The sequence below is a fragment of the Pseudocitrobacter sp. 73 genome, assembly GCF_008369545.1.
Classification (GTDB): domain Bacteria; phylum Pseudomonadota; class Gammaproteobacteria; order Enterobacterales; family Enterobacteriaceae; genus Pseudocitrobacter; species Pseudocitrobacter vendiensis.
This window is the reverse complement of the sequence record NZ_VTZO01000001.1, coordinates 106,696-120,058: the sequence shown is the minus strand read 5'-3', so window position 1 is coordinate 120,058 and position 13,363 is coordinate 106,696. Positions and strand designations below refer to the sequence as shown.

General features: G+C 55.6%; 8 protein-coding genes. 5 read left to right on the top strand and 3 right to left on the bottom strand.

Annotated elements, in window-relative coordinates:
* Nucleotides 1–9 precede the first annotated feature (9 nt).
* Nucleotides 10–3,984: a DNA translocase FtsK gene (ftsK, locus tag F0Q32_RS00525; protein WP_149461494.1), complete on the bottom strand. Its 3,975-nt coding sequence runs from the start codon at nt 3,982–3,984 to the stop codon at nt 10–12.
* Between the two features lie 120 nt (nt 3,985–4,104).
* Nucleotides 4,105–4,599, bottom strand: a complete 495-nt coding sequence (gene lrp / locus F0Q32_RS00520) for a leucine-responsive transcriptional regulator Lrp (RefSeq protein ID WP_000228469.1) — start codon at nt 4,597–4,599, stop codon at nt 4,105–4,107.
* Between the two features lie 548 nt (nt 4,600–5,147).
* Here lrp and trxB point away from each other — a divergent pair.
* The 5 genes from trxB (at nt 5,148) to infA (ending at nt 10,955) form a co-directional block, all read left to right on the top strand.
* The gene (gene trxB / locus F0Q32_RS00510) at nt 5,148–6,116 is read left to right on the top strand and encodes a thioredoxin-disulfide reductase (RefSeq protein WP_149461492.1); all 969 of its coding nucleotides are present in this window, start codon (nt 5,148–5,150) and stop codon (nt 6,114–6,116) included.
* A gap of 116 nt (nt 6,117–6,232) precedes the next feature.
* Nucleotides 6,233–7,999 carry a cysteine/glutathione ABC transporter permease/ATP-binding protein CydD gene (gene cydD, locus F0Q32_RS00505; RefSeq protein WP_149461491.1) on the top strand — a complete coding sequence of 589 codons (1,767 nt, stop codon included), beginning with the start codon at nt 6,233–6,235 and terminating at the stop codon, nt 7,997–7,999.
* A complete protein-coding gene (gene cydC, locus F0Q32_RS00500) occupies nt 8,000–9,721 on the top strand; it encodes a cysteine/glutathione ABC transporter ATP-binding protein/permease CydC (protein ID WP_149461490.1) in 1,722 nt (573 codons plus the stop codon).
* Nucleotides 9,722–9,760: 39 nt separating this feature from the next.
* Nucleotides 9,761–10,465 carry a leucyl/phenylalanyl-tRNA--protein transferase gene (gene aat / locus F0Q32_RS00495; protein WP_149461489.1) on the top strand — a complete coding sequence of 235 codons (705 nt, stop codon included), beginning with the start codon at nt 9,761–9,763 and terminating at the stop codon, nt 10,463–10,465.
* Nucleotides 10,466–10,736: 271 nt separating this feature from the next.
* A complete protein-coding gene (infA, locus tag F0Q32_RS00490; protein ID WP_002211347.1) occupies nt 10,737–10,955 on the top strand; it encodes a translation initiation factor IF-1 in 219 nt (72 codons plus the stop codon).
* Between the two features lie 123 nt (nt 10,956–11,078).
* Here infA and clpA read toward each other — a convergent pair whose 3' ends face one another.
* Nucleotides 11,079–13,358, bottom strand: a complete 2,280-nt coding sequence (gene clpA, locus F0Q32_RS00485) for an ATP-dependent Clp protease ATP-binding subunit ClpA (protein ID WP_149461488.1) — start codon at nt 13,356–13,358, stop codon at nt 11,079–11,081.
* Nucleotides 13,359–13,363 lie beyond the last annotated feature (5 nt).

The following is a 13,363-nucleotide window of genomic DNA, read 5'->3' as shown; positions in this document are numbered from 1 at the left end:
GTTTTACGATCACTCGAACGGCGGTGGCGCAAGCACTTCGCGGTTACCGTTGTGCCCTTGCTCACTCACGATACCCTGCGCTTCCATCTGTTCGATGATGCGCGCCGCACGGTTATAACCGATGCGGAACTGGCGCTGTACGCCAGAGATCGAGGCTTTGCGTTTTTGGGTCACAAAGTTCACTGCCTGATCGAATAACGGGTCCAGCTCTTCGCCACCGTCTAAGCCGCCACCGCCGCCTTCACTTTCGCTGTCGGAGGTGATGCCGTCGATATACTGCGGGCGACCACGCGCTTTCCAGTCCTGCACCACGGCGTGAACTTCTTCATCGCGCACAAACGCGCCATGAACACGCACCGGCGTGCTGGAGTTAGGCCCGGAGTAGAGCATGTCACCCATCCCCAGCAGCGATTCTGCGCCGCCCTGATCGAGGATGGTGCGGGAGTCGATTTTGCTCGACACGGTGAACGCGATACGCGTCGGAATATTCGCTTTAATCAGACCAGTGATAACGTCAACTGACGGACGCTGGGTCGCCAGCACCAGGTGGATACCCGCGGCACGCGCTTTCTGTGCCAGGCGAGCGATCAGTTCTTCCACTTTTTTACCGACCGTCATCATCAGGTCAGCAAATTCATCCACCAGCACCACGATGTACGGCAGTTTTTCCAGCACCGGATGCGTGGCATCCATGCTGTCGCCCGGCTTCCAGTATGGGTCCGGAATCGGACGCCCCATGCGTTTCGCTTCGGCAATTTTCTCGTTGTAGCCTGCAAGATTTCGCACGCCCAATGCCGACATCAGCTTATAGCGACGTTCCATCTCGTTAACGCTCCAGCGCAGGGCGTTGGCCGCGTCTTTCATGTCGGTAACCACTTCCGTTAACAGATGTGGAATACCTTCATAAACGGAAAGCTCCAGCATTTTCGGGTCGATCATGATGAAACGCACATCTTCAGGCTGCGCTTTGTAAAGCATGCTGAGGATCATGGCGTTCACGCCGACCGACTTACCAGAACCGGTGGTACCGGCGACCAGCAGGTGCGGCATTTTCGCCAGATCCGCTACCACCGGTTCACCGGCGATGTCTTTACCCAGCACCACAGAGAGTGGCGACGGATTATCGCGGAAACGTGCACAGTCGAGCACTTCGCGCAGATAGACGGTCTGACGTTTTTTATTTGGCAATTCCAGGCCAACGTACGGTTTACCTGGAATGACTTCCACCACGCGCACAGCGACGGTGGAGAGTGAACGAGCCAGGTCACGCGACAGGTTAGAGATACGTGCCGCTTTCACACCTGGTGCCAGGTTCAGCTCGAAGCGAGTGATGACCGGGCCTGGAGAGTAGTTCACGACATCCGCTTTGATACGGAAATCGGCCAGACGTGCTTCAACCAGACGCGCCATTTGTTCCAGCGCGAAGGTATCCACCGGCTCAACTTCCGTTGGCGGCGGAGTCAGCAAATCTAAGGACGGCAGCGGTGTGGTCGGCTTAAGCGCCGGACGATCGTCACCGTTACGCATCAACAGCGGGTGAATCAGGCTCTCTTTAGGCTGCGGAGCCGGTTGTTGCGGCTGCTGAACCTGAGGCTGATAGCCCTGCTGCTGTGGTTGCTGCACAGGTGGCTGCTGATAATGCGGCTGTTGCACTGGTGGTTGCTGCACCTGAGTCTGGTAAGCCTGCTGATGCTGCGGCGGCTGCTGCACAGGTGGCTGCTGATAATGCGGCTGTGCCTGAGGCTGCTGCACCTGCGGCTCAGGCGCTACACTCGGCGTAAACAGCGGGGCTTTCGGGGTGTCATCGACCAGCGCTTTAGTTGGCGAGAAATCGAAGTCATCCAGCGAGAACGGATGCGCGCCTGCCGGCTGTTCACTGGCATAACGCGACTGCTGGCTGGCGGCAAACTGGCGAGCCAGTTCCGCTTCGGCGGCATCATCTGCATCGTCTTCTGCGCTATCGATATCTGTATTACTGCCGTAACGCTGCTGCTGCGTTGCCGCAAACTGACGCGCTAAAGCATCCTGATGCAGCGCATCGGCTTCATCATCAGTCAGGTTGTCGATATCAACATCGTGCTGATCGCGCTCCATGCCACGGGCACGTTCTTCTGCCATACGTTGTGACGGCAGTTTGATTCCAAAAGACGCCAGCTCGCGGCGAGTAGGCACGCGTACGCGGTTAGGGCGCGGCAGTTTCGGACCTATGCCCTCTTTCACCTGTGGGCGCGGACCATCAACCGGGCTGAAGAGCGGTGCGGCAGCGGCTGCCGTGGCGGCGGCTGCAACGGTGGAGGAAGCCTCACGCACGCTGGCGGCGACAGGCGCGACGGCAGGCGTCGGGTCTATCGCTGGCGCAACGGCTGGTGCAATATGCTGCTCAACCGGGGCCAGCGGCTCTGGAATCGGTTGATACCAGGCAGCCAGTTGCTCACGCTCGCGTGCACGTTTTTCTTCCACTTCTTCGAAATAGTAAAGCGGAGGACGCTGATGTGGCTTCGGTTCTTCTTCTACAACCGATTCAGGCGCAGCAGGCTCAACCTGCGGCTGTTGATAAACCGGCTCCGATGAATACGGCTGCGGCTGTTCGTAGACAGGTTCTGACGTCTGCGGCTGAGGTTGTTGGTAGACAGGCTCTGGCGCGTACGGCTGCGGCTGTTGATAGACCGGCTCTGGAACGTATTGCTGCGGCTGTTCGTACACCGGCTCAGGTTGCTGATAAACCGGTTCCTGCACATACGGCTGAGGTTGTTGATAGCCCTGCAACAGCGGGTCATCCTGATACTGCTGAGGTTGAGCAGGCGGCCAACCTTCTGGCGCAGGCGCGATTGATGGTTCCACCGGATTTGCAGCAGAGACCGTTTGCCATTCAACGGCAGGCTGCGCTGCTCCATCGACTGCGCTCGGTGCTGTCGTCACAGGGTCAGCCGGGGCCGCCCAGGCCTGTGTCGCCGTTGTAGCAGCGGCAGCGGCGGCAATGGGTTCGTTCACGGAATGACCGTTCAGCAGCGGATCGTATTCATCGCTTTCGCTGCGTACTGCGCTTGAGCCAGAGAACAACACATCATCGGCATCCGGGCGCAATGCGGTAGAGCCAGAGAACAACACATCATCAGGATCGGCCTGGACACCACGCGCGCTGTACTGCACCGCCTCTTCAGGGTCATCCATGCGTTTTCCCGAGAAAAGCGCCGCATCAGTCTTGCGCCCCATCGGGTTAGAGAATTTTTCAGCGATACGCTGACGGCGCGCCAGCGCGCCACGAAGAATACGCGCCCGACGAGACTCACGTTTCGCAACGGGTTCATCATCTTCATACTCTTCGTCATCTTCGTACTCTTCTTCGTCCACCCAGGTGTCATCCCGGCGCGTACGATTACTGGCGAAGGTGAGAATATTGAGGATCCAGCTACCGATTTTCTCGGCAATGCTGACCCAGGACCAGCCGGTGAACAGCGTTAAGCCCGCCGCCCAGATACACAACAGCGCAATGGTGCCGCCGCTGCTGTGCAGCATCGGTTGCAGCGCAGTGCTGAGCAGGCTACCAATCACGCCACCGGAGGCAAAGTACCAGATATCATCGGCGTTTATCGCGGCCAGGCCGCAGGCGGTGAGGATCATCGCCAGCACGCCAATCAGGCGTAACGAGACCGCGAAGTAATCGATGTATTCATCGCTGGCGCGGTGTCGCCAGGCAAACCAGCAGCCGCCGACGATTATCACCGGAATGGTGTAAGCCATTACGCCAAAAATAAAGAACAGCGTATCAGCAAGCCATGCGCCCGATGCGCCGCACAGGTTATGGATAGGTTCATGCCAGGCTGTTTGCGACCAACTGGGATCGGAAGGATTGAAGCTCAGTAGTGCCGCCATCAACCAGATGGCAAAAAGGGAACATAAGAGGAGTAACGCCTCAAGGAGTCGGCGTCCACTGCTCAGTTTTGTCAGTTTGACTTCTTTGTCTTCTGTATATTCCTGGCTCAAGAAAGGCTCTCCAGGTGCCAAATGCTAAAACGGACAACAGCGCCGGGTCTCCCCGGCACTGTTGCTGTATGGATTAACAGGAGTGTAATCAAACTGAGCTGATTTTGCACCTGTTCCGTATTAGCGAGTCTTAATTACCAGACGATTACTCTGCTTAACTTCTTCCATAACAACATAGGTACGGGTGTCGTTCACGCCAGGCAGGCGCAGCAGGGTTTCGCCCAGGAGTTTACGGTATGCCGACATATCCGGTACGCGGGTTTTCAACAGGTAGTCGAAATCACCGGAAACCAGATGACACTCTTGAATTTCTTCAAGTTTTTGTACAGCGGCGTTAAATTGTTCAAACACATCCGGCGCACCGCGATTCAGAGTAATCTCAACAAAGACCAGCAGTGAAGCGTCCAGATAATGCGGGTTCAACAGTGCAGTATAGCCCTGAATGAAGCCCTGACGTTCCAGTCGGCGCACACGCTCAAGGCACGGCGTCGGAGAAAGCCCTACTCGTTTTGAAAGCTCGACGTTGGAAATACGCCCATCTTTTTGCAATTCGTTCAAAATATTACGATCGATGCGGTCGAGATCTTTGCCGGGGCGCTTTTTACTATCTACCATTATTATTGTCTCTCTGTATTCCTTCCCTACTCCTGTCTTGACCCTGTGCACTTCACTGTTCAGAGCCTGAACCCGTTGTCCATGCGCAATCTATTCATTGACAGCGCATAACCCAGGGGTACGTGTATGAGAAGCCCGGCGCCGCAAAGCACCGCTGACATCACGTATGATGTCTGTCCACACCATAAGTAGATTTCAGCGAGCCGGGTAAAAATGGTGTTTCAGTGCATTAAAATTCGTAACACTGCCAACACTGCTTTTCTTCTTCCTTGAATGTTTTCGCAAAAGCACAGGGGATTGTCAAAGCAAAACATCGTTTTTTAGTACAACATGCCGGATATTCATTATCAGTGGGGCAAAATTGATAGCAAATCGTCTTATAATTGGGCGACTGACAGTAGGAATAGTTATATTTCTTGTAGCAAAAACCATCAATTCATCGGTTCTTGCTATTGCACATATCGTTAACAAAATCGCTCTGCCCTTTTTTTACGTCAACAAATTCCCTACAATCCTGCCCAATGTCTGCCAACAATTATGGGGATCTCATGGGCACGGCCAAACACAGTAAGCTGCTTATCCTTGGTTCAGGACCTGCGGGATACACCGCAGCGGTCTACGCCGCACGCGCAAACCTGCACCCGGTATTGATTACCGGCATGGAAAAAGGCGGTCAGCTGACCACCACCACAGAAGTGGAAAACTGGCCTGGCGATCCAAACGACCTGACCGGGCCGCTGCTGATGGAACGGATGCACGAGCATGCGACGAAATTCGAAACCGAAATTCTGTTCGATCACATCACCAGCGTGGATTTAAAAAATCGTCCGTTTCGCCTGATTGGCGACAGCGGCGAATACACCTGCGATGCGTTGATCATTGCCACGGGTGCATCTGCTCGCTATCTGGGGCTGCCTTCTGAAGACGCGTTCAAAGGCCGCGGCGTTTCCGCCTGCGCGACCTGCGACGGTTTCTTCTATCGCAACCAGAAAGTTGCGGTCATCGGCGGAGGTAACACCGCGGTTGAAGAAGCATTGTATCTCTCTAACATCGCTGCTGAAGTGCATCTGATTCACCGTCGCGACAGTTTCCGCGCGGAAAAAATCCTGATCAAGCGTCTGATGGATAAAGTGGAAAGCGGTAACATCGTGCTGCACACCCACCGTACGCTGGAAGAAGTGACGGGCGATCAGATGGGTGTGAGCGGCCTGCGTCTGCGCGATACGCAAAACAGCGACAACATTGAAACGCTGGACGTTGCCGGTCTGTTTGTCGCCATCGGCCACAGCCCGAATACGGCTATCTTTGAAGGTCAGCTGGAACTGGAAAACGGCTACATCAAAGTGCAATCGGGTATTCATGGCAACGCCACCCAAACCAGCATCCCTGGCGTTTTCGCCGCAGGCGATGTCATGGACCACATCTACCGCCAGGCGATTACCTCTGCGGGCACTGGCTGTATGGCGGCGCTGGATGCAGAGCGTTATCTCGACGGTTTGGCTGACGCATGTAAATAATCTTTACAAGTCAGTAACAAAGGTAAATAAGGCGACTATAGGTCGCCTTTATTTTTGCCGCGATGTAACATTGCCGTGCCTAAAAATTCTCATTACAAGCACCTGCGAAGCACGCAATGAATAAAAGCCGCCAACAAGAACTCACCCGCTGGTTAAAACAGCAAAGTTTGATCTCCCGTCGCTGGTTGATGATTTCCCGTTTGCTGGGCTTTGTCAGCGGCGCATTAATTATCGCGCAAGCCTGGCTTCTGGCCCGCATTCTGCACCACATGATTATGGAAAATATTCCGCGCGAGGCGCTGCTGCTGCCTTTTGTGCTGCTGGTGCTGGTCTTTATTCTGCGCGCCTGGGTGGTGTGGCTGCGCGAACGCGTGGGGTTCCACGCGGGGCAGCATATTCGCTTCGAAATCCGTAAGCAGGTGCTTGATCGCCTGCAACAGGCAGGCCCGGCATGGATACAGGGCAAGCCTGCGGGCAGTTGGGCGACGTTGATTCTTGAGCAGATCGACGACATGCACGACTACTATGCACGTTATCTGCCGCAAATGGCGCTGGCCGTATGTGTACCGCTGCTGATTGTGGTCGCAATCTTCCCATCGAACTGGGCGGCCGCGCTAATTCTGCTGTTCACCGCTCCGTTGATCCCGCTGTTTATGGCGCTGGTCGGTATGGGCGCGGCGGATGCTAACCGTCGCAACTTCCAGGCGCTGGCTCGCCTGAGCGGCCATTTCCTTGACCGCCTGCGTGGGATGGAAACACTGCGTATCTTTGGTCGCGGGGAAGCTGAAACCGAAAATATCCGCGAAGCCTCGCAGGATTTCCGTCAGCGCACGATGGAAGTATTACGCATGGCGTTTCTCTCTTCCGGCGTGCTGGAGTTCTTTACCTCGCTCTCGATTGCCCTGGTAGCGGTCTATTTTGGCTTCTCTTATCTCGGCGAACTCAATTTTGGCAGCTACGGGATGGCAGTCACGCTCTCGTCGGGCTTCCTCGCATTAATCCTCGCGCCCGAGTTTTTCCAGCCATTGCGCGATTTAGGCACCTTCTATCACGCCAAAGCGCAGGCCGTTGGCGCAGCCGACAGTTTAAAAACCTTTATGGAAACGCCGCTGGCGCATCCCGAACAAGGTGAGCGAGAAATCAATGATAAAGAGCCTGTGACCCTAACCGCAACGGATCTGTTCATAACCTCACCAGAAGGGAAAACCCTTGCCGGGCCACTGAACTTTAGTCTGGAGGCCGGGCAGCGCGTGGTGATGGTGGGGCAAAGCGGCTCCGGAAAGAGCTCATTGCTGAACACGCTGGCAGGGTTTCTGCCGTATACCGGTTCTTTACAAGTTAATGGTGTGGAACTGAGTCAGCTCCACCCCGAAAGCTGGCGGCGCATGATGAGTTGGGTCGGGCAGAACCCGCAGCTCCCGGCCGCCACGCTGCGCGAAAACGTTCTGCTGGCCAATCCTCACGCCAGCGAGCTACAGTTACAGGCCGCGCTGGATAACGCCTGGGTCAGCGAGTTTTTATCGCAGCTTCCGCAGGGCCTTGACACCGTGGTAGGCGATCAGGCCGCGCGTCTCTCCGTCGGCCAGGCGCAGCGTGTTGCCGTTGCACGCGCGTTGCTGATGCCCTGTCGGTTATTGTTGCTCGATGAGCCCACCGCCAGCCTTGACGCGCACAGTGAGCAGCGTGTCATGCAGGCGCTGACGCGCGCCTCTACGCAGCAAACCACGTTGATGGTAACGCACCAACTGGAAGAAATTACCGACTGGGATGCTATCTGGGTGATGGATAACGGTCAGATTGTTGAGCAAGGCAGCTATCAGCAGCTTGCCGGGGCGCAAGGACCGTTTGCGCATCTGCTCGCCAACCGTCAGGAGGAAATCTAAATGCGCGCGTTACTCCCCTACCTGGCGCTGTATAAACGCCATAAATGGCTGCTGACGCTTGGCGTGGTGCTGGCGATTGTCACCCTGCTGGCGAGCATTGGCTTGCTCACGCTTTCTGGCTGGTTCTTATCGGCCTCCGCCGTCGTCGGCGTGGCGGGCGTCTACAGCTTTAACTACATGCTGCCGGCGGCAGGCGTACGCGGTTCAGCGATTATCCGTACCGCCGGACGCTATTTCGAGCGTCTGGTCAGTCACGACGCCACCTTCCGCGTGTTGCAGCACCTGCGCGTCTTCACCTTCAGCAAATTGCTTCCCCTCTCCCCTGCCGGGCTGGCACGTTTTCGTCAGGGCGAACTGCTCAACCGTATGGTGGCTGATGTTGATACGCTGGACCATCTTTACCTGCGCGTGATTTCGCCGTTAGTCGGCGCGCTGGTGGTTATTCTGGTCGTGACCTTCGGGCTGAGTTTCCTGGATGGCACGCTGGCACTGACCCTCGGCGGTATTATGCTGCCGACGCTCTTTTTGCTGCCGCCGCTGTTCTATCGTGCCGGCAAACCCACCGGCGAGCAATTAACGCACCTGCGTGGGCGCTATCGCCAGCAGTTGACCAGTTGGTTACAGGGTCAGGCTGAGCTGACGATTTTTAACGCCAGTACGCGATACCGCGAACAGATGGAACAGACAGAAGTAAACTGGCATGACGCACAGCGTCGCCAGTCGGAGCTGACGGCTCTGTCGCAAGCGCTGATGCTGCTGATTGGCGGCTTAGCTGTCATCGCCATGCTTTGGCTGGCCGCCGGTGGCGTAGGCGGCAACACGCAGCCTGGCGCGCTGATTGCGCTGTTTGTCTTCTGTGCGCTGGCCGCGTTTGAAGCGCTGGCCCCGGTTACCGGCGCGTTCCAGCATCTTGGTCAGGTGATTGCTTCAGCGCTGCGTCTGACGCAGATTATCGAGCAAAAACCTGAAGTGACGTTCCCACAAACAAAAGCCGCTGTACCAACCCAGGTTGCGCTACGCTTTGAGAAAGTGACTTTCCGCTATCCGGAGCAGGCGCAGTCAGCGCTCAGCGATATCTCCCTGCAGATCAACGCAGGTGAACATATTGCCATTCTGGGGCGTACAGGTTGTGGTAAATCGACGTTGCTTCAGTTGATTACGCGCGCATGGGATCCGCAGCAAGGGGCGATTTTGCTTAATGAGCAACCGCTCGGCAATCTGGACGAATTGACACTGCGCCGCACCATGAGCGTGGTGCCGCAGCGTGTGCATCTTTTTAGCGCCACACTGCGCGATAACCTTCTGCTGGCACGTCCTGACGCCAGCGATGCCGAACTGAGTGGCGTTCTGGAACAGACAGGCCTTAGCAAACTGCTGGAAGATAGCGGTCTCAACAGCTGGCTGGGCGAAGGCGGACGCCAGCTGTCCGGTGGTGAGCTGCGTCGTCTGGCAATCGCCCGCGCATTACTGCACGATGCGCCGCTGATGCTGCTGGATGAACCCACCGAAGGGCTGGATGCCACGACAGAGAGCCAGATTCTTGATTTACTGGCAGAGTTAATGCGTGATAAAACCGTGCTGATGGTGACGCATCGCCTGCGTGGGCTGGCGCGTTTTAATCGCATCGTGGTGATGGACAACGGGCAAATCATTGAGCAAGGTACTCACGCAGAATTGCTGTCGCAACAGGGGCGTTATTACCAGTTCAAGCAGCGTTTGTAGGCTATTATTGAGCGATCGGTATTTTGAGGTAGTAGAAACATGCGCCTTGTTCAGCTCTCACGTCACTCGATAGCGTTTCCTTCCCCGGAAGGGGCACTTCGCGAGCCGAATGGTTTACTGGCCTTAGGGGGCGATTTGAGCCCCGCTCGCCTGCTGATGGCCTATCAGCGCGGCATTTTCCCGTGGTTCTCACCGGGTGACCCAATCTTATGGTGGTCGCCCGATCCCCGCGCGGTGCTGTGGCCAGATACCTTTCACATCAGCCGCAGCATGAAGCGTTTTCACAGCCGTTCACCCTATCGCATCACGCTAAATTATGCGTTTGGCCAGGTGATTGAAGGTTGCGCGCAAGACCGCAACGAAGGCACCTGGATTACCCCCGGCATCGTGCAGGCCTATCATCGTCTGCACGAACTGGGTCATGCGCACTCTATTGAAGTATGGAAAGGTGACGAGCTGGTTGGCGGCATGTACGGTGTTTCGCTGGGCGCCCTCTTTTGTGGGGAATCCATGTTCAGCCGCGCGGAAAACGCCTCAAAAACGGCGCTGTTAGTCTTTTGCGATACGTTTAAGCAAAGCGGCGGAAAACTTATCGACTGCCAGGTGCTGAATAGTCATACCGCCTCATTGGGCGCGATAGAAATAGCGCGACGCGACTACCTTGAACAACTTGATATATTACGCATGCATCGCTTGCCGGAACATTTCTGGGTACCCCGGACACTCTTTTCACCGGAAGTGTAAATGTTTTCAGCACAATTTTTGTCGGGATGATATAATTGTCCGCTGAGAGTCGCTTCTGCCTTTTGCCCCGCCGCCGTTTGGGAATCATTCGAGTCAGATCTCCCGCAGTATCCAACCCGATCTGCGTCCCTCGCACGCTCTTTTCGCGTGGCATTGGGGTAATGCGCAAAAACGACTTTCGGCGATTCATTCGCAAAATCTTTACTTACTTGATGAAGTTCGGCATTATCTTGCCGGTTAAAAACTATGGTAGTGATACCCCGAGGACTAGATGGCCAAAGAAGACAATATTGAAATGCAGGGTACCGTACTCGATACGTTACCTAACACTATGTTCCGCGTAGAACTTGAAAACGGTCACGTGGTAACTGCGCACATCTCCGGTAAAATGCGCAAAAACTACATCCGCATTCTGACGGGCGACAAAGTGACTGTTGAGTTGACCCCGTACGACCTGAGCAAAGGCCGCATTGTCTTCCGTAGTCGCTGATCGTTCCTGAGCCCTTCGTGGCAACCAGATGCTGAAAGGCCGGGGAAATCCCCGGCCTTTTCTATTTTATAAAAATAAATAAACCGGGCTCTCGCCCGGTTTAAAATGACTAAATTCAGAGAATCAATGCGCCGCTTCCGGTTTGTGCTTTTGCGCACTCTGGAACCCGTAGGTCAGCTCATTTTTCTCTTTGTCCAGCGCCACCGTCACCTGGCCACCATCCACCAGCGAACCAAACAGCAGCTCGTTTGCCAGCGGTTTTTTCAGGTTGTCCTGAATCACGCGGGACATTGGACGTGCGCCCATTGCGCGGTCGTAGCCTTTCTCCGCCAGCCAGTTGCGGGCTTCCTGAGTGACTTCCAGCGAAACGCCTTTCTGATCCAACTGCACCTGCAGCTCGACGATAAACTTATCGACAACCTGATGGATGACCTCGGTAGAGAGGTGATCGAACCAGATAATGTTGTCCAGACGGTTACGGAATTCCGGCGTAAAGATCTTTTTGATCTCTTCCATTGCATCGGTGCTGTTATCCTGCTGAATCAGGCCGATGGATTTACGCTCAGTTTCACGCACCCCGGCGTTGGTGGTCATCACCAGCACCACGTTGCGGAAGTCGGCTTTGCGGCCGTTGTTATCGGTCAGCGTGCCGTTGTCCATGACCTGCAACAGCAGGTTAAAGACGTCCGGGTGCGCTTTCTCGATTTCATCAAGCAGCAGTACCGCGTGCGGATGTTTGATAACCGCATCGGTGAGCAGACCGCCCTGATCAAAACCTACGTATCCCGGAGGCGCGCCAATCAGGCGGCTCACCGTATGGCGTTCCATATATTCGGACATATCAAAGCGCAGCAGTTCAATGCCCATCGCTTTTGCCAGCTGGACCGTCACCTCGGTTTTCCCGACCCCGGTTGGACCGGCGAACAGGAATGAACCGACCGGGCGATGATCGTGACCGAGACCGGCACGGCTCATTTTGATCGCCTCGGTTAACGCATCGATGGCTTTATCCTGACCAAACACCAGCATTTTCAGGCGATTACCCAGCGTTTTCAGCGTATCGCGATCGCTCTGGGAGACGCTTTTCTCCGGGATACGCGCAATACGCGCGACCACGGATTCAATGTCCGCCACGTTGATCGTTTTCTTACGCTTGCTAACAGGCATCAGACGCGCACGCGCACCCGCTTCATCAATCACATCAATCGCTTTATCCGGCAGATGACGATCATTGATGTATTTCACCGCCAGCTCAACCGCCGCACGTACCGCTTTCGCGGTGTAGCGCACGTCATGGTGAGCTTCATACTTCGGTTTCAGGCCGTTGATTATCTGCACGGTTTCTTCGACAGAAGGTTCAGTAATGTCGATTTTCTGGAAACGGCGCGCCAGGGCACGATCTTTCTCAAAGATATTGCTGAATTCCTGGTAAGTGGTTGAGCCCATTACCCGAATTTTACCGCTGGAGAGCAGCGGTTTAATCAGGTTAGCGGCATCCACCTGGCCACCCGACGCTGCACCCGCACCGATAATAGTGTGGATCTCGTCGATGAACAGAATGCTGTTGTTGTCCTGCTCCAGCTGCTTGAGCAACGCTTTAAAGCGTTTCTCAAAGTCGCCGCGATATTTGGTCCCCGCCAGCAGCGAGCCGATATCCAGTGAGTAGATGGTGCAGTCGGCCATGATTTCCGGCACGTCACCGCGCACAATGCGCCATGCCAGACCTTCGGCAATTGCGGTTTTACCGACGCCAGATTCGCCCACCAGCAGCGGGTTGTTTTTGCGACGACGGCAGAGCACCTGAATGGCGCGCTCCAGCTCTTTGTCGCGACCAATCAGCGGGTCAATACCGCCAACGCGAGCAAGCTGGTTAAGGTTGGTGGTGAAGTTTTCCATACGTTCCTCCCCGCCTGCTTGCTCTTCATTGTTCGGGGCCTGGCTTCCGGAATCGGAAGACTGGCTCGGTTCATCTTTACGCGTACCGTGAGAGATAAAGTTGACCACATCGAGGCGGCTCACTTCATGTTTACGCAGAAGATACGCAGCTTGCGACTCCTGCTCGCTGAAAATGGCGACCAGAACATTTGCGCCGGTCACTTCGCTACGACCAGAAGACTGGACGTGGAAGACCGCACGTTGCAGGACACGCTGGAAGCTGAGCGTCGGCTGTGTGTCGCGCTCTTCTTCACTGACCGGCAGAACCGGCGTGGTTTGTTCGATGAAGGCTTCGAGTTCCTGACGCAGCGCGACCAGGTCTACAGAACACGCTTCCAGCGCTTCACGGGCCGATGGGTTGCTAAGCAGTGCCAGCAGCAAGTGCTCGACGGTCATAAACTCATGACGGTGCTCGCGCGCTCTGGCGAAAGCCATGTTTAAACTGAGTTCCAGTTCTTGATTGAGCATAGGCA

Excerpts from the sequence above, each read along its gene's own strand:
- lrp (WP_000228469.1), bottom strand. The coding sequence starts at position 4,599 with ATGGTAGATAGTAAAAAGCGCCCCGGCAAAGATCTCGACCGCATCGAT.
- trxB (WP_149461492.1), top strand. The coding sequence starts at position 5,148 with ATGGGCACGGCCAAACACAGTAAGCTGCTTATCCTTGGTTCAGGACCT.
- cydD (WP_149461491.1), top strand. The coding sequence starts at position 6,233 with ATGAATAAAAGCCGCCAACAAGAACTCACCCGCTGGTTAAAACAGCAA.
- cydC (WP_149461490.1), top strand. The coding sequence starts at position 8,000 with ATGCGCGCGTTACTCCCCTACCTGGCGCTGTATAAACGCCATAAATGG.
- aat (WP_149461489.1), top strand. The coding sequence starts at position 9,761 with ATGCGCCTTGTTCAGCTCTCACGTCACTCGATAGCGTTTCCTTCCCCG.
- infA (WP_002211347.1), top strand. The coding sequence starts at position 10,737 with ATGGCCAAAGAAGACAATATTGAAATGCAGGGTACCGTACTCGATACG.
- clpA (WP_149461488.1), bottom strand. The coding sequence starts at position 13,358 with ATGCTCAATCAAGAACTGGAACTCAGTTTAAACATGGCTTTCGCCAGA.